The following is a 23,133-nucleotide window of genomic DNA, read 5'->3' on the forward strand; positions in this document are numbered from 1 at the left end:
GGTACGCGAGACGCGTGTGCCAACGGGCAAGCTAACCATCGAACACACCCTTCCAGGAACGCCACATGAATATTGAGTCGTTGCGTGCCTCGCTCGAGCACGCAAGCCTGGCATCGCTCGGCATCGGGTTTCTGCTGGGGTTTGTGTTCACCTTCAATCCGGTGGCGCTCGCCTCCATCCCGGTATCCCTCGCCTACGTGACGAAGTCGCGCGAACCGAGAACAGCAACCCTGTATGGCGGCCTGTTCGTTCTGGGCATGGTGATCACCCAGACCCTGCTGGGGCTGATTGCCGGCTTTGGAGGACATTGGGTCGCGAAGCTGGTTGACCGGGAATGGGGCGTTGTCCTGAGGCCCGCACTGATTCTGCTGGGCCTGATGTGGCCTGGCTGGATCAGGCTGCCGTTGCCATCGATATCGCTTCGCGGAAAGCGGGCCGGCAGCGGCTGGGGGGCCGTGGTACTGGGCGCATCCTTCGCCGTTGCTGTCTGCCCGTTTTGCACGCCCGCTCTCGTGGTACTGCTCGGCATCGCGGCCGGGATCGGGTCACCTCTGTTCGGCGCAACGCTTCTGTTTGCGTTTGCGATAGGGCGCGCGGTTCCCGTCATCCTCGGTGCCGCGGCGGTGGGCTGGCTGGAAAGTCTTGCGATGCTTCAGCGTTACCAGAAGGCATTCGAGGTGACCGGCGCGGTCACGCTGGTGCTGGCGGGCCTGTACATGCTGAACGCGTATTTTTTGTCATTCCCCAACTGGCCATCTAGGCCGCCCTCACTCCCTGACCGGGCGGAGAAATCAACATGTCGCATGAAGCCGTCGCGCACACCCCGGCGCATCACGAACGGGAACGCTTGCTGCGAATGCTCGCGGTCGCCACTTTCATGATTTTTTTCCAGGCGTACATGGTCGCACCGATCATCCCGACGCTCTCGAACGCTTTCGGGACCTCGGTGCAAACCGTCGGCCTGGTGGTGCCGGCCTATCTGATTCCCTATGGGATCGCGACCTTGGTCTACGGTCTTCTGGCGGATCGGCTCGGCGTGCAGCGGGTCATGTATGCCTCCCTGGCGGCATTTGCGGCGCTCACGGCTTTAACCGCGACATCGACGTCCATCGCGCAGATGGCGCTGTGGCGCGTTCTGACGGGGCTGGGTGCCAGCGGTGTTGTGCCGCTTGCGCTCGTGCTCGTCGCCAGGCTGTTTCCTTACGAGCAGCGAGGCCGCCCGCTCGGGTGGCTGTTTGGCGCCATGGCCGGAGGAATGGCCTTCGACTCGCCGTTGGGTGCGATGCTGGTACCAGTCATCGGTTGGCGGGGTCTTTTCCTGCTGGTCGGTGCAGCAGGAGGAATTGCCCTGCCGCTGTTTCTGCCCTATCGCCGCATCATTGCGACCGCGATGCAGCCAGTTGGAGGTACGCTCGGTGAGCTCTTTCGGGGTTATCTGACTCTCCTCGGCACGTCACGCGGTCAGCGCACTTATGGCTACGTATTCGTGAACTCGATGTTCCATTCCGGAGTTTTCACGTGGCTCGGTGTGTATCTCGAACGACGTTATGGCCTTGGGCCGGTCGGGATTGGTCTGGCGTTGCTCGGCTACGGCGTGCCTGGTTTTCTGTTTGGGCCGCTGATCGGCCGCGCGGCGGACAAGTGGGGACGTGCCAGGTTGCTGCCGATTGGGCTGGGACTCAGCACGCTCGGCGCGGCGGCCCTGCTCCTGGATTTCCCACTGATCCTCGCACCGGTCGTGGCGATGGTGCTGTCCCTGGGCTACGACATGACGCAGCCACTCTTCGCGGGCATTGTCACGTCCCTCGGGAGCAAGCGACCCGGACAGGCCATGGGTTTGAACGTGTTCACGCTGTTCGTTGGCTTCGGCCTGGGCAGCCTCATCTTCGGGGAGGTGCTTCGCTTCGGTTTCGGGGCCGCATTGGGTGTATTTGCGGCCGTTGAGTTGGCGGTCGCCGTGGCCTCCCTCCGGTTGTTTCGCTCCGAAATCCCTTCTGGAGCGACAGGCCTGTCATCCGGGAGTCGGTAATGTTCGCTGAGTTAAGCACGTCGTTTGCTCGCGTGCGGAGTGCGTGCCATCCATCGGCCGGCAATCGTGCAGAGGGGACGCTCACGTTCGAACCTTTGGGGCACTGACATGATGCGCCGACAACGCTCTCGCCCCTTCTCACGGCAACCAAGGGCGCTCTCCTGCAAAGACGCAAGCGCCGTCCGATCCACGCTTCACGATGATGTGCGGATGGCATTCGAGCGCGCCTGTTCGGAGAAAGACCTCGAAGTTGCCGAACACCTGCTTCGCACGCTTGAGGCCATCGCGCGCCGCGAGGCGAACGACTCGTCGCTTGATCGAGCGTACCGGGTGCTGGCGCATTGCCTGGGACGAATTTAGGTGTCTTCGAGAAGAAACATGGCGCCGTCCGTTAGGTTCCTCCTGCAAGCCATCAGCGCTTGGCGCCCTGCTATCTCCGCAGGCGTACGGGTAAATATGTTTCTCGACGGCATACCACCTATAGCATTGATCCAATATCGGAAGCGCCGGTTGGGTACGCGAACATGGTGGTCTTGAGGTCTTCGGCGGTCAGACCATGCCTTATTGCCAATGCAAATATGTTAATGACCTCGTCCACATGCGGTCCAACTAGATGCGCACCGAGAATATGGTCCGTATCTTCGTCGACAAGCACCTTGAAGCCATAGACCGGCTCTGCTTGCTGCCGGGCTGTAAACCAAGTCGGCGTTTTCTGGCTTCGGATCCGGAACCTAGTGCCTTGTTCACGCGCAAGGGCCTCGGTTAGGCCAACCGCGGCAATCGGCGGGATGGTGAAAGCCACGCTCGGAACACCCTGATAATTGGGCTTCTGCTGGTTTCCATTCAGTAGGTTTGCAGCGACGACTTTTGCGTCATGACTGGAAACCGGCGTTAGCGGAGGCCCCATGCGGGCCGCGTCGCCGGCGGCGTACACCGACGAATTGGAGACGCTTTGCAAATATTCGTTGAGTTTTAACCGACCGCCTTCCGTATCGACGCCTCCCGCAGCAAGGTCGAGCGCGTCAAAGTCCGGAGCCCGCCCCCCAGCATGCACTACCAGATCTGCTTCAATCGTCGATTGCTTGCCGTCATTCGAAGAAGCAACCCGGTATCCACTGGTGGTTTTTTCAATGTCGAGGACAGTAGTTTTTGTCCGCACTTCAATGCCAAGGGCGGTGAATGACTCCATCAGCCAACCGACCAGGTCGGCATCAAATGCTTTGAGCATCCGATCGCCACGCTGCAAGATCGTCACTTTTGCGCCCGCACGCGCTGCGAGGTGCGAGAACTCTGCTGCGATATAGCCACCACCAACGAGGACAATCCGGCTAGGCAGGGCTTCGAGCGCCAGGAAGCCTTCGTTATCCAGCAGATGTTCTTCACCAGGAATGTTTAACTTAACCGGCTCCGCTCCTGAAGCAATTAGTATGTGCTCAGCTTCCACGGGCGTACCGGCGAGCTGCAATCTGTTTTTACCGACAAACTGCGCTTTCCCGTGGTACGTATCGATTCCCTTGGATTTGTACCGATCTTCCATTTTGTTCGGAACCGGATCGGTAAACGTGCGCTTGAAGGCCATCAGTTTGGGCCAATCGATATGCAGGTCTCCTGCGACACCTTTGTCGCGCATGCGGCGTGCATGGTCAAATGCGTCGGCGCCGCCGATCAGCATTTTCTTTGGATCGCATCCCCGTAATGCACATGTCCCGCCAAAGGGACGAAAATCAATGACGGCCACTTGCCAACCGGCGGCACGAACTCGCATGGCAGCCGTCATCGCTGCGGTACCGGCGCCAATAACGACGAGGTCATACTTTTTCGTCATGATGTTGCTCCTGTTTTCACAGCCCGCGACACAAGGCCAAACGAAACTCTGGCAGGAATTAAAAGGGTAGTCCGCAACGCAATCGCCGGGCAACGCTTTCTTCTCCCGGTCAGGAAAAGTTATGGGGTTTGACGAATCGAGCGCCGCTGCCCATCTGCTGGGTCATCCCCCGGACGCAACCTGAGCCAGGCTGCTTGCCAGTAATAGTGCTGTCCCCAACCGGACGCTGGTGCGTGCGGGGTTGAATCACACATCTCAGCGCGATGTGCGAAACGCAGTCAGCGCTCGCGCCACAAATAGGGCAAACAGGACCACCAGCACGATCACGGCGACGCCCATATGTTGGCTGACAAAGGCACCGGCTGCTGTGCCCGAGAGGGCCAGCAACAGTATCGGAAGGTGGCACGGACAGGTGAGTGCAGCGAGCGCACCCCAGAGCCAGGCGCGCCAGCGGGAGCTGTGAGGGGAACGCGGCATGGCCGAATTACGCACGGTCTGCGCTCCCCGCGTTTCGCAGACCGGTGGCCTGCAACAGTCGGTCGGCACGCTCGCGGCCGACTGCGAAAGCATCGTGAACGTTCACGATGTCGGCTCCGGCATGCGTTGAGGCCCAGTCATGGCCCACGGCGGCGGAGGCAAAGAAATGTACATGGCAACAGAACGCAGCGCGGATGTCAGGCGTGTCCTGCGGCAGGATCAGTGACACGGCCGCGCCCGCCGGCGCAACATCCTGTATCACGGTGGGCGTGACCGTGAGTGAGACCGGCACGCCGGTGGCCGCACAACGCGAGACCACGTGGGCCGTCTGGTCGATCAGCGCCGGGAAGAACAATGTGTCGAAGGCGCACCACGTGTACAGGCGTCGGCCGCCGACTTCGAAAGTGTGCGGGGTCTCACGCAACGTCAAACCGTAGCCGACGACGTTGCCATCGTCGTCCCACTCGGTGCTGACCGCCTGTTCGAGTGCAGCGGTCACACGCCCGACGGGCCAGTCCAGGGCCAGGGCCAGCGCGGCGGGAGAAACCGGCGCCCCCTTGCTGAGTTCACGCAGCAGGACGACAAAGAGATCCGCAAAGCCTTCCGACCGGTTGCCCATCGTCAGGCGCTCGACAAGTTCGGCCGTGTAGCGGGCAAGGTTCATCGTTGTCCCCCGTGGGTTATCCAGCGCAGCACGAGAGCTGCGTCACGTCCTTGGTGAAGGTCTGCGCGGCGAGCTTCAGGCCTTCGACCATCGTCAGGTACGGGAACAGCTGGTCGGCGAGTTCCTGGACCGTCATCCGCGCGCGGATCGCGATCGCGGCCGTCTGGATGATTTCGCCTGCCTCGGGCGCCACCGCCTGCACGCCGATGAGCCGGCCGCTGCCGGCTTGCACCACCAGCTTGATGAAGCCGCGCGTGTCGAAGTTCACCAGCGCGCGCGGGACGTTATCGAGCGTCAGTGTGCGACTGTCGGTCTCGATGCCCGCCTGGTGCGCCTGCGCCTCGCTGTAGCCGACCGTCGCAACCTGTGGCTCGGTGAAGACGACCGCCGGCATCGTATCGAGATCGAGCCGCGCAGTGCCCCCGGTCATGTTGATCGCCGCGCGCGTACCGGCGGCCGCCGCAACGTAGACGAACTGCGGCTGGTTGGTGCAGTCGCCGGCAGCATAGATATCCGGTGCGCTCGTGCGCATTCCCGTGTCGATCACGATGGCGCCGTGTTCGTCGAGCTGCACGTCGGCACTTGCCAGGTTCAGACTGCGGGTGTTGGCGGAGCGACCCGTTGCCACCAGCAGCTGGTCGGCCCGCACCTCGCCGTGGTTCGTGGTGAGGACGAACTTGCCATCGGCGTGCGACACCTGGCTCGCCTGGGTCTGCGTCAACACCTCGATGCCTTCGGCGCGAAAGGCCGCCGTCACGGCTTCGCCGATTGCCGGGTCCTCCTGGTAGAACAGTGTGTGACGGGCCAGGATGGTGACATGACTGCCCAGCCGCGCAAATGCCTGGGCCAGTTCCAGCGCGACCACCGACGAGCCGATCACGGCGAGCCGTTTGGGGATGACGTCGCTCGCCAGTGCTTCGGTCGAAGTCCAGTACGGCGTTTCCCTCAGACCCGGAATCGGCGGCACTGCGGCCGTTGCACCCGTGGCAATCAGGCAGCGATCGAACGACACCGTACGTTCGCCGCCGGCGGTCAGCGTCACGGTAAGCGTATGGCTCCCCGTGAAGCGCGCCTCGCCGTGCAGGACGTTGATGTTCGGGCTCGTGTCGAGAATGTTTTCGTATTTGGCGTGGCGCAGCTCGTCCACGCGCGCCTGCTGCTGGGCGAGCAGGCGCGGCCGGTCAATGGCCGGTGCCGTCGCGGTGATGCCCGCGTCGAAGGGACTTGTCTGCCGCAGATGCGCGATGTGGGCTGCACGGATCATGATCTTGGAGGGCACGCAGCCGACGTTCACGCAGGTACCGCCGATGGTGCCGCGCTCGATCAGTGTCACCTGTGCGCCGTTTTCGGCGGCCTTCAGCGCAGCCGCCATGGCCGCGCCACCGCTGCCGATGACGGCGACCCGCAGCGCGCCGGCATCGCCGCTATGCTTCCCACCAGCCCCCAACCAGCCGGGCGCCCTGTCGAGCGGGCCGTTGGATTGGGTCGGCACGTCGGCAACCCTGGCGTGATAGCCGGCTGTCGTCACGGCGGCCGCCAGCGTGTCGTGGCTGACTACTCCATCGACCGTCACATCGGCGAGCGCTTTAGACCAGGAGACTGCTGCCGAGCGCACGCCGGCCACCTTTTCCAACGCCTGCCTGACGTGCTCCGCGCAGGAAGCGCAGGTCATCCCGTCGATCTTCAAGGTCATCATGGGCTTACTCCGTTCTTTCATAGATTTGGTTAGATGCACCACGGCTCAACCCTTGCGCACGTTGCCCGTGCCCGGCGCACACGTATCGGTGGTACAGACGCGCTGGGCCGGGGAGAACATGTCCCAGATCGATACCGCCATCATGACGGCGAGACCGGGATAGAGCAGCCAACCGCTGCGCTCGCCGTAGGCCCGCATCACAAACACGGCCGCCAGCACCAGTACCGGGCCGATCAGGCCAAGTGCGGTACGGCGCCACTGCCGATGATTGAGCCACCCGATCGCATTGGCGAACAACGCGATGCCGGCGAATGTCGGTAGCAGGATGCGGATGAACAACCCTTCATATTGGCTCAGGAAGCCCAGACCAATGGCCGCACCCAAACTGGCGATGGCGGGAAAGCAGCTCGCACAGCCCATCGCTGAGGCGATGCTGCCGAGCAAACCGGCCTTATCGGCCGCGCGCGTGACGAACGACATTGCAGTACCTCCGTAGTTTCACTGTTTGACCGACGACGGATAGCCCGCGTCCGCAGTGGCCTTGGTCAGCGCCTGGACGTTGGTTTTGCCGTCGTCGAACGTCACAACGGCTTCCCTCTGCTCGAAACGGACATCTGCTTTTTCGACGCCCGTAACTTTGGAAAGCGCATGCTTGACTGTGATCGGGCAGGCGGCGCAGGTCATGCCTGGCACCGACAACTTGACGGTCTGTGTCGCCGCCCAAACCGGGACGGTGACGACCGCAACAACGAGTGCAGCAAGTAGTTTTTTCATGACGAACTCCTGGTCAATAGAACAAAGGCAGTACGTAGGGGAAACCGAGCGCGATCAATACCAGCGCGACCACGATCCAGAAGATGAGCTTGTACGCGGTGCGCACTTGTGGAATCGCACACACTTCGCCGGGTTTGCAGGCCGATGCCGGTCGGAAAATGCGCCGCCTGGCGAAGAACAACGCGACCAGCGCAGCGCCGATGAAAATCGGGCGCCAGGGTTCAAGCACCGTCAGATTGCCGATCCAGGCGCCGCTGACACCTAATGCAACCAATACCAGTGGCCCGAGGCAACAGGTTGAGGCGAGAAGCGCGGCCAGGCCGCCTGCGAAGAGCACGCTGCGCCCGTTCTGCTGTTCAGCCATACGCTTTTCCTTTCGAACCTTGAATGAATAGCGTAAGCTTACTTCCGTACCTATGTACGGAGTCAAGCGGTATAGAAAACGGTTGCGAAAGCCTGACCATCGGCGCCTTCGCGAAGGCGGCCGGCGTCACTGTGGAGACGATCCGGTTCTATCAGCGCAAGGGATTGCTGCTCGAGCCGGAGAAGCCGTACGGCAGCATTCGCCGCTACGGCGCGGCTGACGTCACCCGGGTGCGGTTCGTCAAATCGGCGCAGCGGCTGGGCTTCAGCCTCGACGAAATCGCGGACCTGCTGAAACTGGAAGACGGAACGCATTGCGACGAGGCGAGCACCCTCGCTGAACACAAGCTCAGGGACATACAGGACAAGCTCGCCGATCTCCGGCGCATGGAGGCCGTGCTGACTCAACTCGTGTGCGCGTGCCATTCGCGCACGGGTCACGTGTCGTGTCCGATGATTGCCTCATTGCAGCGAGGTGAAGAATCGCGTGACGCCGGCGCCGTGTAAGGGGCATTCGGCCTTAACGTACGAAAATCTATGGTCCACCCGCGAATTGCAAGCGAGGTTTTGTCATTGTCTGGAAGATGCGTCTGCATAAATCTATTCGGTCTCGGCAACACGTTGCCGGCCGTGATGGGTATCCGCGCGTGATCGACCTTAGAAAATCCGCGGCTTCAGAGAGCCCTTTACGTACACAGGTTCACGATCGCGCCGATTGACTGTTCTTCCACACAACGTCGCTTGCAGTAACAGGTTGGGTTCAGGCTGGACGATAAGTTTCTCCCTTGGCAAGTACGGCCCACGCGATTCGGGCGAGCTTGTTGGCTAACGCGACCGTGGCGACATTGGGGTGGACGCGTGCCTCGAGCTCGGTGAGCCAGTTTGCCAACTGATGTTTTGAACGGTTCAGCCGACTGATGACACCGCGCGCACCGTGAACCAGCAGCTTGCGAACATAACTGTTCCCGCGGTGGCCGACGCCCAGGAGACGGGGCTTGCCGCCGGTGCTGAACTGCCGTGGCACGAGGCCGATCCAGGCGGCCAGATCACGGGCATGTTTGAATTGCCTGGCGTCGCCGACAGCGGCGACAAGTGCGGTGGCACTGAGCATGCCGATGCCGGGAATGCTGACGAGTCGTTGACAGAGTTCGCTACTGCGCGCAATCAGCTCGATCTCATGGGTGAGCTTGCTGATCGCGTTGTCCAGTTCCCGCCACCGGCCGACGAGAATGTCCAGCAGTCGCAGCATGACACCCGACAGCCCCGAGTTGGCGCCGTGCATGATCTCCGGCAAACGGTGCTGCAATTTCGCTCTGCCTTGTACGATCGTGACGCCGTTCTCAAGGAGAAACGCCCGGATCTGATTGATCTGCCCGGTCCGTTCGCGGATCATTCGATCGCGGGCACGGTGCAGAGCCTGCATGTCGAGCTCTTCAACCGATTTCACGCGAGAGAACCGCATGTGACCTCGCATGGCAGCTTCGGCGATCGCTTCAGCGTCGTTAAAGTCATTCTTGTTCGACTTGCGAAAGGGGGCCGCAAACTGGGCGGGAACAAGCCGCACGTCGTGGCCAAGCGCCTGCATCCTGGTCGCCAGAAACTGCGTTCCGGCGCATGACTCCATTGCAATCAGTCCCGATTGCCGCTGCGCGATGTATTCCAGAAGTGCGCCACGTGCCAGCTTGCGCCGGTCGACCTGATGACCATTCGCGTCCATAACAACTACATGAAACCAGTTCTTGCCGGCGTCGATGCCGATCACTTGTGAATTGGCGGAGTTCATGACGGTGACCTCACATACGGGTATCGGGGCTTCAGTATCCGCCCGATGAAAAGTGGGTGGACCATCCCAGTAAATCCGTTTCTTGAGATCCTATGACAGCAGGCGGATCGTCGACACCCTGATACGTAGAATCAGGGTGTCGATTCCAGTTCACAGGAGAACATCATGCGCACAGATCTGCCATCCTCAACCGGCAGTGGTGAATTGTTGCTGGCGGTATCGATCGAGCTGGCCGCAGCAAAGTGGAAGGTCGCGCTGCACGATGGTCAGCGCGAAAAGCCAGCTATCCATACGGTGGCGGACGCGCATGCCGCCGGGCGTCTGCAAGCGGTACTGGGTCTGATTGATGCGCACAAGCAGAAATGGGCACTGCCTGCGGATGTGCGCGTGGCAGTAAGCTACGAGGCCGGCCAGGACGCGTTCTGGATCTATCGTGCACTACAGGCGCGCGGCATCGAATGTTATGTGATCGATGCCGCGAGCATCCCTGTCGAACGTCACCGGCGGCGTGCAAAAACTGACCGGCTGGATGTAATCAAGCTGGTGACCAACCTGCGCGCATGGTTACGCGGCGAACGGGACCGGATGCACGTCGTGCGTGTGCCGTCAATCCAGGACGAAGCGTCACGCCAGATGATGCGAGACCGCGGACAACTGCAGAAGGAAGTGTTGCAGCACCGCGACCGCATACGCAAGCTGCTGATGACGCTCGGATGCTGGGACGACGTCAATCATCGGGGTTTCGCGGGCCGCCTCGCCTGTGGTGAGGTGAAGTGTTACGACGGCACGCCGCTGCCACCGGAACTGCATGCGCGGCTGCGGCGGGAATGCGAACGGCTGGGACTCGCCGAACAGCAATTCGCAGCGCTTGAGAAAGCGCGACACGAGAACCTGCCGGTGGCCGCGCGCAAACGGATCGAAGACCTGTCGAGGCTGAAGGGTGTCGGACCGGTCGGCGCGTCCCGTCTCGCGCTCGAACTGTATTGGAGAACATTTCACAATCGGCGTGAAGTCGGTGCATGCGTAGGCCTGGTACCCCAGCCCTACGATAGCGGTGAGAGTCAGGTAGATCAGGGAATCAGCAAACAGGGCAACCGACGCGTGCGTGCGCTGCTGACCGAGCTGGCGTGGTCATGGCTGCGCTACCAACCCGATAGTGCGCTGACACAGTGGTTCCACCAGCGCACTCAGGGAACGGAACGGAATCGCCGCTCCCGACGCATTGCGATCGTTGCCGTTGCGCGACGTCTCGCGATTGCACTCTGGCGCTATCTGAAAGATGGCGTGGTACCAGAGGGAGCGCAACTGAAATCAAGCTGAGTCGAAGGGTGCGATAGCTACGCCATCATGGAGGGCGTGAAACGTGATGCAGGGACAGTTTGAAGTGAACATGCCCGTGGGGTGCCGAGGTTACCGACGTAACCGATCTTGAGATGGGGCATGCTCCCGAAAAGCAATTCCGGCGCAACGCGCATACAGGATGAGGCTGGCCAGCGGCCAGCGGATAGAAGGTGGTGAGACGTTGGTTCTCACGAGCGCGACGATCGGCTTCGGACCTCCCGATGTAGATTGGACGTTTGGACCGCAGCACACTTCCCCTCATTGGCGGAAAGGATCTCTATGATTTACGACCCAGATCGTCAAAGGTATTGACAACTTCCTGCTCATAGAAGGGCACCCCGATACAAGCGCCACCTCCCCGGCGCGAGGATGAAAGCGATAGTAGATGCAAACCTCTCGGTGATATGTGGCAGTATGTTGCCCATTCGAAACTGTGTTCGCGCGAAAACATGGACCATATCGATCGCGCGGGCGGACGGTTCGTCACCGTGTTGCCCCGCAATCGCCTGGAAGACGCCGAGTTCCGCCAGTGGATCCAGACCAATACCCCTGACTGACTGGACCTGTGTGTGGGACCGGCCCAATCCGCGCCACAGCGACGGGCTGCGCGACTGCTGGTATGTCTTTCGCGCGCCGCTACTGTCGGCCGAAGCCTGGCCCGTAGTATGGGTGTGGAGTCCGTTGCTGACCCTGCGTCAGGAGGCCCGGCGACGCAGGAACATCGCCGCGGCCATTGAAGAGTTCCAGCAGTTACGCGCGCGGCTCGCCGGCTCGAAGACGCGGCTGCGTGGCGCTGCCGAGATTGACCTGCAGATAAAGGTGATTCTCGAGAAGCACCACGTCGCCCGCTATCTGAAGGTCCGTCGTACCGTGCGCGAAGAACACGAGTACCGGCAGACGCGGCGGGGTCGCCCGGGACCCGAGACGGCTTACCGCAAGATCACCAGGCGGCGCTTTGACATCGAGTGGACGACGGACGAACAGACCATCGCTTACGATCACAGCAGCGACGGGATGTATCCTCTGGTTACAAACGATCGCAGTCTGTCACCGGCCCAGGTGCTGGAAGCCCACAAGGGTCAGCCGATGATCGAGAAGCGCTTCGAACAGATCAAGACCGTACATGAGATCGCACCCGTGTTCCTGAAGGATGAGGGTCGCATCGAGGCTTTCTTCACGCTGTACTTCCTCGCTCTGCTCGTGCAGGCGCTCATTGAACGCGAGCTGCGCCTTGCCATGAAGCGCGAGAATATCGACGAACTGCCTCTTTATCCCGAGCAGCGTCAGTGCGCACGCCCCACGACCGAACAGATCCTGCGCCTGTTCAGCCTCGCCGAACGTCACCGGCTGATCGATGGTGCACACACTGTGCAGGTCTTCGACGTTCCCCTCACGGAATTGCAGCGTCAGCTGCTCAGGCTACTCGGCGTCCCGGAAGACGCCTTTCGCCCGCCGGACTAGCGACGAAATTCGCGCCAAATTGTGACGTGCGGAATGTAAGGCGGGCAGCCAGCGTGAATACATTTACTGGCTGCTCGGCGCGTGCGCCGGCGATGGCACCGACGTTGAATCGATCCTGACTGAAGACGCGATCGACCTGCTGGCGACCAGGCTGCGCACGCCATTGCAAATCCAGCTGCATCTGGCTCTGGCGTTCGATGCGGGGTATCTGACGGGCGAGAAGCCGGTATCGGCCGAACTGGTCGAGTCGGTGCTGTCGTGTCAGCTGGAACCGACGCTGACGCGTCAGTGCTATCGCGTCAAGGATCTCGTCGAACAGTTCGATGCCAAGCCTGCCGAGATCAAGGCGCTCTTCAGTAACTCGCTCGACCCCGTGCGGGCCGCGACCTTGCGCGACAGGATGCTGGCCGCCGGGCTGCCGATCTGAGTGCCGTCAGTTGCAGATAATGTGAGCACGCGGCGATGGAATGCAAGCACAGTTGCAGATAATCCGAGCACGTGCTGCTCGTCAGTTGCAGTTATTTCGAGCAAAAACGCGCGTCGATTGCAAGCACGGCCGGTTTCAATTGCAAGCGCCTACACGTAATAGCATGACCTGTTACGAACGCGCTAGAAGATCGCACTATTAAGATAAGTATGCTTATCTTAATAGCCATGTTTTCCGACTAAACTCGCCTGAAAACGCGCCTCACAATCCCGTCGGACGCGATACCCGCGCAATCCGGCTTTCCGGACGCCGATGCGCTGGCCGCGCTGCGCGCCTGGTACGCAGGCGTGTCGACGCGCGATGCGGTTACGCGCTACCTGTATGGGCCACAATCGTCCGTCCGAAAGCTTCGATTCGACCTCAGCGCGGATCTCCGGATCCTGAATGTTCAGGAAGCTACGGATATAGCTCGCATAGTCGGAAATGATTTGACCATGTGTCTCAAGAACGTGCATGCGGTACCCCTATTTTATTCGCGTGTAGAGCGCTATTCATTTCCGAAGATTTTTCGTTCGATCGTCAAATCGTAGTTCGTGGCGAACATCAGCCAACCCGACCAAGGAGTTGAACGATGGGCGCCGCCAAGACCGCTCCCGGGGTTTTCGCATGCGCAATCGCTGTGATCCCGGTGACATCGCGGCTGCCGAAAAAAGTTGCCACATCTGTTAGCTGCTCTCGACTCAGCAGAGCGAGGCAGTGCAAGCTGCGCTGCCGAGGTGGGCTCAACCGGATTTTGCTGCCCAGCCTGTTCGAAACCCGAGCGCCCTGAGCATGGCAAAGGTGTCGCAGCAGGCAACGCCTACCTGGCGGCACACGTCCGGCACCTTCCTGTTGGCCCGCTGTTTGGAGGGCTTTGAAACTTCGTTCGACACGACCACGCGCTGCTGGGGCCGCACGAGCCCGTAGGTGATGAGAAAAGGATCGCGGCCCAGCTGCTCAACCTCACTATCCGTCAGGTCTGGCGCGTATGCGTTCATGACCCGGGCCAGTATCCCCGTGTCAACCTCCTCGGCAAGCACCAGCGCCTCTTCCACCGCATCGCGGCAAAGCCACTCGTTCAGAAGGTCCTTTTTGGCATCCGCCCCACCCCGCACCTCTTCGAATGTTTCGAGCGGCATGGCGATGTCGCCCGCGCTCGCAGAATATAGAAGCCAGTCCCAAAACTCCGGGACCATGTCGATCGCGTAATACTTGTTGTGAGCATCAATGAGGACGTTCGCGTCCAACAGATAAACCGTGCTGGGCGTTCGACTCATGCACCACCCAGCAGGGTTGCCACGTTGGTGGGTTTCACGCCCAGGACGCGGCCCGCCTTGGTCGGCGTCAGGATGCCCTCGTCCACCGTACGTTTGACAAGATCGAGCAGCGCCCCGCCAAGCCGGTGCCGGCGGACCGTGTAGTAGCTCGGCGCGCCGACACGCTTCGCCTTGGCGTCACGCTCCTTGAGCCAGCTGTCCCGGAAGATCCGCGACAGGTCCTGCCACGTCGGGTGGGAAATGTGCCCCCGTTGCAGTAGCCGATATCCGACCAGCGGTCGACTGATCTTCCGCGCATCCGCAAATTCACCAATGCGCTGAGCCATGCCGGCCAGGTCCATGCCCACCAGCGGGAGATCGTCCAGTTCTGCGTCCTGCAACAGCAGGCGGCTTGCAACATCGTTGCAGAATTTCTCCACTCGCTGTTCCGGCGCTCCCCCGCTGACCCCGGACTGGCCGAGCCAGATGTGGATGAGTTCGTGCAAAACAGTGAATGACCACGCGGACTTCGCGTCCTGATCGTTCACGGCGATGAACGGCGCGACATCGTCGGCAATCGCGAAGCCGCGAAAGACCTCCGGGCTGATATTGGAGTGGTGACTGCCGAGGTTGCCCATGAGCAGGACGAACACCCCGGTACGTTCAACCTGATCGCGCAGGTACGCGAAAGCGTCTTCGACCGTACGCGTGCGGCGAAACGCGGCAGGATCGAACTGCAGCGTGCGCGCCACACGGGTCACCACATCGGCGACCGGCTGATCCAGCGTGACGCTACCCACGAAGGAATGCGCAACCGCTTCCTCGGCTTCTTCCAGTGTGGTGCGCACGAGACGCTGCCGCACATGCACGTCGCGCACCAGCGCATCGAGCGCGCCCGCGCTCTCGACGCGCTGATCGGGTGGCAGCGTTCGGAAGTCCTCGCCACGGTCAGCCCGCTTCGGAGGCTCCGCAAGATAGAACACCAGCAAAGGACGGCGATACACCTTCACCATTTTGAGTAGCAGCGGCCGGCTGGGTGCGTGCTCGCCGCTTTCGTAGGCGCGCAGGATGACCGCGCCGGGCTGGCGCACGCCACCGAGCTGCAGGGCGCTGGCGGCCTCTTCGATTGAAAGACCTGCCGTTTCTCGCGCCCACAGCAATATGTCAGGGTTGATCTGGGGCATGTCAGTTGGGGATGCGTGCCGCACGGGGAAGTCCGCGCACTGGCCGTATTTTGCGCGATATCGCACAAACCGGCGAGGCTCATTTGCGCGCGAGTGATTCAGCCAGCCACGTCCGCCGCCCTGACCTTCTGGCCGTTTCGCATGCGAAAAGCGTCTTTTTCCGCCCCGGGCAGAAAATCGCCACATCTGATAACTGGAGTTAGCGGGAGTGGTGTTTTTGCTCGTCAGATTTGACGCGCTCCGCTACACTGCGCTGGAACGCCCGCCCGGTAAGGCTTCCGGCCGGTTGATCCAAAGCCAAAAATTTGCACGCCCATCCGTCATGTCCCTCCGACGTCTGACCCGCCAACACTTCGCGCTGTACCGCGGCTACCTTGAGGGCGCAACGATCGAGGGACTGCACACCGCCTATGGCGAGCCCGGCACCGACGTGCGGATCACACGCCGGCTGATCTCAACGCTGCGCGACACGCTGGCCGTCGCCGCGCGGCGCGCGCGCGACATCGAGGCGGCGCACCTGCTACGCCTGAAACCCGGCAGCATCCCGCTGGCCGAGCTGCACGGCACCGACGACGTGCCGACGCTGGAGGTCTACCGGGATCGCGTTGATCCGGACCACGTCTATGGCGAGGCGGAGCTGCTTGGCCTGTATCTCGCCGACTACCCGCCCGAAGCTACCCCGCGCATGGACCGGCGGATTGCCCGCAATGCCCGGCTGCGGCACCGCCAGGCCGCGGCGCTCGTCCGCATGGAAAAGGCGCTGGTTCAGGATCCGCGCCCGGACCACCCGCTCGACGGCTGGTTCGAGCCGGTCGTCGCCGGCCGGTTGCAGGCCGCTGGCCTCGCAACGCTGGCCGACCTGCTGGCCCTGATTGGCCGGCGACGTCACCGCTGGCACACCGCCGTGCCGAAGGTCGGCCCGAAGGGCGCGCAGCGCATCATGGACTGGCTGTCCCTGCATGCCACGTCACTTCGGCAGGTACTTTCCCCGCTGGCCACCACCCCGCGCCGGCAGCTGCAACCGGGGCATCCGGCGCTTACCCGGCCGCCGATCGCGCCAACCGTACCGGCTGTCGTGCCGCTGGAAGCCTTACGCGTATCGGCAGAACTCGACGGCTCCCGCGGGCTGAACCGCGCGCCCGTCCCCGCGCACCAGGCCGAACTGGATACGGATCTCGCCGCGATCGCCGCCTGGGTGAACGTCCGCGGCGCCCGCAGCGCCGATACGGCCCGGGCCTACCGGCGGGAGGCCGAGCGCCTGCTGCTGTGGGCGATCGTGGAGAAACGCAAACCGCTGTCGTCGCTGAATACGCTGGATTGCAGCGAATACATCGAGGTTTTCTTGCGGGACCCGCAGCCCGCGGCACGCTGGGTTGGCCATCGGCGCGTCGAGCGCTTTGAGCCGGCCTGGCGGCCGTTCACGGGAAAAGCGCTGAGTGAGCGCAGCCGCGAGATCGCGCGCAAGGTCCTGCGTTCGATGTGCAGCTGGCTGGTCGGAGAACGGTATCTGGCCAGCAACCCTTTCCACGGCCTGCCGAAGTCCGACGGCATCGATGAGATCGATGCGACGGGACGCACCCTCACGCACGCCCAATGGAAATACGTGCTGCAGACAACAACGCGCGTGACGTACACGCGGGAAGAACAGCGCGACCACTTCATACTATTGTTCGCGTACGCTACCGGCCTGCGACGCGCTGAACTGGCCAGGGCAACCACGGGAGATCTGTCCCGCACCGCGCTGGACGGCGCGCTGGACGATGCGTGGGAGCTGAAGGTCCATGGCAAGGGGCGCCGCAAGCGTCACGTGCCGATGCCGGTCAGGCTGATGGAGGAGCTGGAGCGTACGCTGCAGGCCCGGCGCGAGCCGCCCCTCGGCAAGTGCCCGAAAGAGACCCCGCTGATTGCGCATCTGCAGACCGGCAGGCCGCTCACCCCGGACGCGGTCGCGCGCCTGTTCAAGCGGATTTTTGCGCGGGCGGCCGACCAGCTCGAGCGTACCTACCCCGGCGCCGCCGCCGATCTGCACCGTGCCAGCACCCACTGGCTGCGTCACACGCACGTCAACCACACGCTCGACAGCGGCGCGGACGTGCGTGACGTCCAGGTGAATCTTGGACACGCCAGCCTCGGCACGACCACGATCTACACCAAAGGGGATAGCGCGCGGCGTTACAAGGCCATGAACGCGTTCTTCGAGGACGCCCTTTCGGGTGCAGAAGAGTAGTTTTTTCGCATACGAAAGAGCAGGCAGATACCGAGACGACCTGCGCTTTTCCTCACGTAATTTCTCACGAAAACCTGCCGAACCCAGCATTTAAAGGGGTCCCAGGCGATCCATCCCCGCAAAAGTTAACTTGCGTTTACCTAGAGCGACAGCTACGCTTCGGGAAATTCTATCGGCTGGCTAGATTTTCGTTCAAACGATAGAACACAACCACCGGAATGGAACGCCCTAAGAACGCTATGGATCTCGACCTCGCGAATCCCGGGAAGACGACGCCCGAAGACCTCATCAAGCTCGCCGGCCTATCTGACTTCATGCTTCAGAAGATTCGCGACGAGTTGCTTGAACCGTTCCCCCGGAAAGTCCCGCCGTTAATCAGTTCCGCTCGGGTGCAGGAGATGTGTGGCATAGACACCCAACGGATGGCCTATGCACTCAAAAAGGGGGAGTTGCCACAAGGCACGCAGTCCCGTCGAGGCGCTCCACGACAGTTTACCGTGGAGGAGGCAGTTCAGTGGGTCAAGGCCGAACTGAACCCTGCACCGCGCATCGGTCCAGGCAAAGTCATTGCGGTGGCCAACTTCAAGGGTGGCGTCACAAAAACTACGATGTCGACCATCTTGGCGCAGGGGCTCGCATTGCGACGGGGCCGGCGCGTCTGCCATATCGACCTCGACCCGCAAGGAAGCGCCACGACGCTCTATGGGATAAACCCACACGCTGAGGTTGATGCGTCGCAGACGATCATGCCCTTGGTCGAAGCGTTCTTGAAGGGAGAGCCCTTCGACATGTCGACGCTTCCTCAGTCCACTTACTGGCCAAACCTCGATCTGATTCCTTCGTCGACGGAATTGTTTAACGCGGAGTTCATGCTGCCAGCTCGGGCTTCGGCGGGCGCCCGTGGCGAACGCTTTGAGAACGTACTGCATCAGGGTCTCGAAGCCCTGCGAGATGAATACGACTACATCATTCTCGATACTGCCCCCACGCTTAGCTACCTGACGATCAATGCCATTTTCGCGGCTGACGGAGTGATTGTGCCCGTTGTTCCCGACGTACTGGCATTCGCGTCCATGGTGCAGTTTTGGCATCTCTTCTCGGATTTGGTGACCGGGATGGCCGCCAGAGGGGATGAGTCGAGGAAGGAATTCGATTTCATCGACATTCTGGTGACCAGGATGACGCCAAAGCCTGCTGCGAAAGCCGTTCAGTCTTGGATTTCGCAGCTCTACGGCTCAAGGGTGATACCTGTCGAGATACCCGAAACCGACGTTGCGCGAAACACGAACATGCGGTTCGCGACCGTCTACGACCTGACGGTCTATGAGGGCGGCGCAGAGACTCTCCGGCGAATTCGGACCCCGTGCGACCAGTTCGTCGACCGGGTGGACGACAAGATTTCGAGTCTCTGGCAAAAAGGATAGGCGACCATGGCGACGATGAAGAATTTCGCATCAAAAGCGGCAGGCATCAAGCTCACCAGTGAAGAGGTGGCCGCGGCTGGAACTCGTCCAGTTGGCGCCCCCCGAACGGCTCCGGGGCAGCTCATGCACTTGCAGGCAACTGCGGAGCAGCAGCATGACGAGATCGAGCGCTTGAAGCGCGCGCTCGCCGAGCGCACCGCCGAGGAAGAAGTCGACTTGGATCTCATCGACGAGGTCGAAGGCAGGCGCCGAAAACTGAGTCCGGAGGAATACGCTGAACTCAAAGCTAACCTCGAACGCAACCCGCTGATTCAACCGGTCGTGCTGCGCCGCAGGCCTAACGGTCGACGTGAATTGGTCGCTGGTCACAACCGCACCGCGATTTATCGCGAGCTGGGCCGCCAACGCATTCGAGCGGTAACCCAAGACATTGCCGACGAGGACGTCAGCAAATTCGCGTTTTTCAGCAATCTGTTAGCGCCCTCCCTTTCCGACTTCGAGAAGTATTGGAATTTCCTTCAACTGCAGACCGAAACTGGGTTGGACCACGCAGCGTTGGCAGAGATCGCGGGCATTAGCCGCGTCCATGTGACTCGGATCATGCGATACGACGCCTTGCCGGACAAGGCGAAAGAAATCCTCTTTCGGCGCCCGGAGCGCTTGGGTAGCACTGCGGCGCAGGCGCTGTCGCAGATAGCGGAGTCGGGCCGCGCCGAGGCAGTAATTTCGGCGATCGAGAAGCTCGTCAACGACGAAACGATGACGCAAGAGCAGGCCGTGAGCATGGCCCGGGCAAAGCGACCGACTGCTGCACCAGCAGAAAAATTGTTCGTCAAAAGCGGCAAACGGCACATCTGCGAGATCTCGGTTCGCAAAGGCGTCGTAGGAGTTCAATTCAAGGGCGATGACGCAGAGTCTGCCAGCGATTGGGCGCAGCGGATTCGAGAGTTCATCGCCAGTCAGATTACGAGCAAGGAGTGATGTACGAGTCGTACATGCTTATAAATCAGTGACTTACGGAAAAAGAAAGGGGCTTGGATGCAGTCAATGACGCTCTAACGCTAGAAAGACAAAAGCCTTCGGAACGGCTAATTCCGAAGGCTTTTGAATACTGGGCTTGCTGTCGCTCGCCCCTCCTGCTGCACTCCCCCGACGGCTAATCGGGCGAAGCACTGACACTTCGGAGTGTAGCGGAAAGCGATCGGCAGTCAAGCATGTGTCTTCCATTTTTAGAAAATGGACGCTCGACATGTCTATCGCGCAACATTCCGTTGCTGGCGAGGGTGATGCTTATCCCGGCGCAGCAGAAGCACAACCAGCAGAGGGCGACGCACAAGCACGCGCCGAATTCACCTGCGATACCACCAATCTGCCCTGGGTGATCTTTCGGGCCGCTCATCGAGCTGCCCAACTGCAGGGGCTCACCGCCCGCTCACGCGCCCTCCTCGCTGCCCTTGCCCGCACCGTCGACGCCAAACGCCCGTACGCCGCGATATTCGCCCGGCGCGAGCTGCTCACGGGCCGCGCGATGCAGTCCATGCGAACCTTCTATCGCAGCCTTGACGACCTCGAAGCCGCTGGATTGATCATTCGCCCCCCGCAGAACCGATACGGTGAAGCAGGCCTTTTTGGACGTGCGTATCTGCATCTCACGGAAAGCGCCGCCCTGCTGCTCGGTCTGGTCGCTGAGAAGGCTCCGGCTAGTCCCGCGGCAACGCCCGAAACCGAGCGGCGGGTAGAGCAGGAAGATCGGAGCTCTTCGGTTGTCCAGCGGTCTGCCAATGTGGCAGACGGAGGTATATATAAGGATCTTTTCCCTGCTTCTTCTCAAAAGAGACAACCGGGCCAGCTCCCCAGTGACCTCGAGCGCCTTCGCCGCCTGGGATTTCATGAATTCCTGATCTTCAAACTCATGCGCGAAGCACGCCAGCACCAGAAACTGCTTTCCGATGTGGTTGACGTCGCCTGGGAACACCTCAGCAAGGCCCAGCGCCCCATCAACTATCTGCGCGCCCTGCTGCGCTCGACCGCTGATTTCGCCTGGCAGGCTCGCAACAAACGGCAGGCAACGGCCAAACGCCACAAGGCCGACCAGGAAGCGCTCCGGGTCGCCACGGTGGTTCAGCGGAATGCCGGCGGGATCTTTTTCGACTGCAAGACCTCGCGACGTATCTGCGTGGCCAGCGACGCCACCGCGGTCACCGTCCACGAATGCGGGGAGGCCGCACCACGCGTCAGCGCCGGAAACTGGCAGGTGGATTTTGTTGCCGCGATCGAAAGCGGGCACCTCGTTCCGGCGACCCCGGCGCGCGAGGCCGCGTTTGCAGCAAAGCGGCTGCAGGGCGGGGGGGCAGTGCAGTCTGCATTGCGTACGCAGCTCGCCCACGAGATGCCACGGGTCCTCACCGAGGACGCAGACGATCGGCTCGCACAGATGAAGCAGCTGCTGCGCGTGACCGTTGCCGGCCGTTTGCATCCGGCCGTTGCGTGAGCCGCAGTCGTGTGCCTTCGCAGCTTACCTGTTGCGCATTGCCAGCCTCAGCCTTCCTTCGCTACCGAGTGACGACGTGCCAGCCGTGCGAGTGCGAGATCGGCTTCAGTGGTCACCCACACATGCTAAGCCGCCGTTCCCGTTGCCATCGTTTCCGGCCGTCGCCCGCCTTGCACGGTAGGCGGCCTGTCGCTCTGCTGTCGTCTGTGCCACGCCGCACCCTCATCATCGTTACCCGGTAACGAGAGCCCGTTACCGGGTAACGAAACGCCCCTAAGGCGGATAGCATGTCGTGCTTCGTACCCGCGGTGTCCAGAAAAAACTGAACGGTCAACGCGAGGCGCTTAGCCGGTCGCGGGATGGCCACGTTCAAGCAATTCGCCGCCATAGAGTGTCGCGGCGGTCCGTGGGAAATCATTGCTTTTGTAGTATGTTGTAGTATGTTGTATAGTACAAATACTACATTTACACTGAGAGATGGACATGGCGATTAGCAGGGATCAAATCTGGGCGGCGGCGGACGAACTCGACGCCGCCGGCAAGCCGCCAACGCTGGCGGCCGTCCGCAAGGCCGTGGGCGGCGGCAGCTTCACCACCATTCAGGATGCGATGACCGAATGGAAGGCGAAGCGCCAGGCCAGGGAAACGCCGATCAAGGAGCCGGCGCCGCAGGCGTTGACCGACCGGCTTGGCGAGGTCGGCGCGGAGATCTGGAGCATGGCGCTGCAGCTGGCTAACGCGCGGCTGGCGGCCGATCGCGAAACACTCGACGCCGACCGCGTCCAGATCGAAGCCGGCCGTCAGGAGGCCGCTGATCTGGCGGATCAGCTGAACGAGGAGCTCGACGCCGAAAAGGCACGCTGCGGGGATCTGGAACGCGCCGAGCGGGAGACCGCTGGTCGGCTCACTGCGGCGCTCGCTGACGGCAAGGAAGCCGCAGAACGTGCGACACGGGCAGAGACGCGCGTGGCTGAGATCGAGCGGCGGGCGGATGACCTGAAAACCGAGCTGGGGCGCGTCCATGAGCAGAACACGGCGCTGATTGCCGCGATTGCGAAGCCGGCCGCCGACACCGACAAGGGCAAGGCCTGATTTCGCATCCCGCAAGGGCGGTCGGTCCAGTCCATCATTGGGCTGACAATGTGATTCCCGCGTGTCACGCTGAAAGCCAGGCCTCCTACGCGAGGGTCACGTGCCGAAGCGACCGCAAGATTACTAACCGCGCGATCTGGCCAACTGACGCCGCGGTCGCCGTCAAGACCGTGAGCGCTGCGAATACCGCCATGGCGGCAAACATGACACGCTGAACGCCCAGCCAATTGGCCAGAAGGCCATAGACCAGCGTGAGAGGCGCAACATCAAAATTATCGGCAAGACCGGACACATCCCGACCATCAGCAAATCAGCCTTACTCTCGGGTTTCCCAGATCTTGCCCAGACCTGCTACCTCGCACAGGATTGCCCAGGCAGCGTAGGGGATATGCGATTCCTCGCTGATCCATCGCCGAACCTGCCGGCCGCCCCCTTTTTCGCTCAAGCCCACTAGATCCGCTACCGCCCGACCGGTTAGCCCCGTGCGACCTATGACCTCACGTATCTCAACACCGGTTGGTTGCTGCCAGCCTTGTACCCACGGCAGCAGACATTCCGGGCGAATGCGTGTGTGGAAGTC

The 23,133-nt window shown here is 61.6% G+C and carries 23 protein-coding genes; 12 read left to right on the plus strand and 11 right to left on the minus strand.

Translation table 11 applies throughout. The features are described from left to right. The first annotated feature begins 65 nt into the window (after positions 1-65). The 3 genes from AC57B6_RS09970 (at position 66) to AC57B6_RS09980 (ending at position 2,389) form a co-directional block, all read left to right on the plus strand. A complete protein-coding gene (locus tag AC57B6_RS09970) occupies positions 66-881 on the plus strand; it encodes a cytochrome c biogenesis CcdA family protein (RefSeq protein WP_496421162.1) in 816 nt (271 codons plus the stop codon). Then, a complete protein-coding gene (locus AC57B6_RS09975; protein ID WP_496421163.1) occupies positions 797-2,029 on the plus strand; it encodes an MFS transporter in 1,233 nt (410 codons plus the stop codon). The genes AC57B6_RS09970 and AC57B6_RS09975 overlap by 85 nt, the downstream gene beginning before the upstream one ends. 210 nt (positions 2,030-2,239) lie before the next feature. Next, positions 2,240-2,389 (plus strand): hypothetical protein, encoded by a 150-nt coding sequence (locus AC57B6_RS09980; RefSeq protein ID WP_496421164.1) that lies wholly within the window; start codon positions 2,240-2,242, stop codon positions 2,387-2,389. A gap of 118 nt (positions 2,390-2,507) precedes the next feature. Here AC57B6_RS09980 and AC57B6_RS09985 read toward each other — a convergent pair whose 3' ends face one another. From AC57B6_RS09985 to merT, 7 genes are all read right to left on the minus strand, one after another. Then, a complete protein-coding gene (locus AC57B6_RS09985) occupies positions 2,508-3,854 on the minus strand; it encodes a dihydrolipoyl dehydrogenase family protein (protein WP_496421165.1) in 1,347 nt (448 codons plus the stop codon). A gap of 255 nt (positions 3,855-4,109) precedes the next feature. Next, positions 4,110-4,424 carry a broad-spectrum mercury transporter MerE gene (merE, locus tag AC57B6_RS09990; protein ID WP_496421166.1) on the minus strand — a complete coding sequence of 105 codons (315 nt, stop codon included), beginning with the start codon at positions 4,422-4,424 and terminating at the stop codon, positions 4,110-4,112. Beyond that, complete coding sequence (gene merB, locus AC57B6_RS09995; RefSeq protein ID WP_496421167.1) at positions 4,339-4,995, minus strand: organomercurial lyase MerB; 657 nt, start codon at positions 4,993-4,995, stop codon at positions 4,339-4,341. Before merB ends, merE begins: the two co-directional genes overlap by 86 nt. Positions 4,996-5,011: 16 nt before the next feature. Continuing rightward, complete coding sequence (gene merA / locus AC57B6_RS10000) at positions 5,012-6,691, minus strand: mercury(II) reductase (RefSeq protein ID WP_496421168.1); 1,680 nt, start codon at positions 6,689-6,691, stop codon at positions 5,012-5,014. A gap of 45 nt (positions 6,692-6,736) precedes the next feature. After that, on the minus strand, positions 6,737-7,171 hold the full coding sequence (gene merC, locus AC57B6_RS10005; protein WP_496421169.1) for an organomercurial transporter MerC: 435 nt from the start codon (positions 7,169-7,171) through the stop codon (positions 6,737-6,739). A gap of 18 nt (positions 7,172-7,189) precedes the next feature. After that, positions 7,190-7,465 carry a mercury resistance system periplasmic binding protein MerP gene (gene merP / locus AC57B6_RS10010; protein ID WP_496421170.1) on the minus strand — a complete coding sequence of 92 codons (276 nt, stop codon included), beginning with the start codon at positions 7,463-7,465 and terminating at the stop codon, positions 7,190-7,192. A gap of 13 nt (positions 7,466-7,478) precedes the next feature. Then, complete coding sequence (merT, locus tag AC57B6_RS10015) at positions 7,479-7,829, minus strand: mercuric ion transporter MerT (RefSeq protein WP_496421171.1); 351 nt, start codon at positions 7,827-7,829, stop codon at positions 7,479-7,481. 71 nt (positions 7,830-7,900) lie between these two features. On the opposite strand from merT, the gene merR reads away from it, so the two are divergent. Beyond that, entirely contained in the window at positions 7,901-8,335 is a 435-nt protein-coding gene (gene merR / locus AC57B6_RS10020; protein WP_496421300.1) for a mercury resistance transcriptional regulator MerR, read from the plus strand. 253 nt (positions 8,336-8,588) lie between these two features. Here the strand turns inward: merR and AC57B6_RS10025 are convergent, their stop codons facing one another. Continuing rightward, entirely contained in the window at positions 8,589-9,611 is a 1,023-nt protein-coding gene (locus tag AC57B6_RS10025) for an IS110 family RNA-guided transposase (RefSeq protein WP_496421172.1), read from the minus strand. Positions 9,612-9,776: 165 nt separating this feature from the next. Between AC57B6_RS10025 and AC57B6_RS10030 the strand changes: the two genes are divergently transcribed. The 3 genes from AC57B6_RS10030 to AC57B6_RS10040 all read left to right on the plus strand — a co-directional run bounded on the left by AC57B6_RS10030 (position 9,777) and on the right by AC57B6_RS10040 (position 12,840). Further along, positions 9,777-10,931, plus strand: coding sequence for an IS110 family RNA-guided transposase (locus AC57B6_RS10030; protein ID WP_496421173.1), 1,155 nt, complete (start codon positions 9,777-9,779; stop codon positions 10,929-10,931). Between the two features lie 588 nt (positions 10,932-11,519). Continuing rightward, positions 11,520-12,413, plus strand: a complete 894-nt coding sequence (locus tag AC57B6_RS10035) for an IS1634 family transposase (RefSeq protein ID WP_496421174.1) — start codon at positions 11,520-11,522, stop codon at positions 12,411-12,413. Between the two features lie 163 nt (positions 12,414-12,576). After that, complete coding sequence (locus AC57B6_RS10040; RefSeq protein WP_496421175.1) at positions 12,577-12,840, plus strand: phosphoribulokinase; 264 nt, start codon at positions 12,577-12,579, stop codon at positions 12,838-12,840. A gap of 218 nt (positions 12,841-13,058) precedes the next feature. Here AC57B6_RS10040 and AC57B6_RS10045 read toward each other — a convergent pair whose 3' ends face one another. The 3 genes from AC57B6_RS10045 to AC57B6_RS10055 all read right to left on the minus strand — a co-directional run bounded on the left by AC57B6_RS10045 (position 13,059) and on the right by AC57B6_RS10055 (position 15,319). Continuing rightward, positions 13,059-13,355 carry a hypothetical protein gene (locus AC57B6_RS10045; protein ID WP_496421176.1) on the minus strand — a complete coding sequence of 99 codons (297 nt, stop codon included), beginning with the start codon at positions 13,353-13,355 and terminating at the stop codon, positions 13,059-13,061. Positions 13,356-13,622: 267 nt separating this feature from the next. After that, a complete protein-coding gene (locus AC57B6_RS10050; protein WP_496421177.1) occupies positions 13,623-14,156 on the minus strand; it encodes a DUF4411 family protein in 534 nt (177 codons plus the stop codon). Further along, positions 14,153-15,319 (minus strand): ImmA/IrrE family metallo-endopeptidase, encoded by a 1,167-nt coding sequence (locus AC57B6_RS10055; protein ID WP_496421178.1) that lies wholly within the window; start codon positions 15,317-15,319, stop codon positions 14,153-14,155. Before AC57B6_RS10055 ends, AC57B6_RS10050 begins: the two co-directional genes overlap by 4 nt. 208 nt (positions 15,320-15,527) lie before the next feature. On the opposite strand from AC57B6_RS10055, the gene AC57B6_RS10060 reads away from it, so the two are divergent. From AC57B6_RS10060 to AC57B6_RS10080, 5 genes are all read left to right on the plus strand, one after another. Further along, positions 15,528-17,546: a site-specific integrase gene (locus AC57B6_RS10060; RefSeq protein WP_496421179.1), complete on the plus strand. Its 2,019-nt coding sequence runs from the start codon at positions 15,528-15,530 to the stop codon at positions 17,544-17,546. A 239-nt stretch (positions 17,547-17,785) separates the two neighbouring features. Next, positions 17,786-18,970 carry a ParA family protein gene (locus AC57B6_RS10065; RefSeq protein WP_496421180.1) on the plus strand — a complete coding sequence of 395 codons (1,185 nt, stop codon included), beginning with the start codon at positions 17,786-17,788 and terminating at the stop codon, positions 18,968-18,970. 6 nt (positions 18,971-18,976) lie between these two features. Then, entirely contained in the window at positions 18,977-19,951 is a 975-nt protein-coding gene (locus tag AC57B6_RS10070) for a ParB/RepB/Spo0J family partition protein (protein WP_496421181.1), read from the plus strand. A gap of 268 nt (positions 19,952-20,219) precedes the next feature. After that, positions 20,220-21,461 (plus strand): hypothetical protein, encoded by a 1,242-nt coding sequence (locus AC57B6_RS10075; protein ID WP_496421182.1) that lies wholly within the window; start codon positions 20,220-20,222, stop codon positions 21,459-21,461. Positions 21,462-21,938: 477 nt separating this feature from the next. After that, positions 21,939-22,553, plus strand: a complete 615-nt coding sequence (locus AC57B6_RS10080) for a DNA-binding protein (RefSeq protein WP_496421183.1) — start codon at positions 21,939-21,941, stop codon at positions 22,551-22,553. The last annotated feature ends 580 nt before the right edge of the window (positions 22,554-23,133 follow it).

The sequence above is a fragment of the Paraburkholderia sp. BGA-UO-ETr-F12 genome, assembly GCF_059567945.1.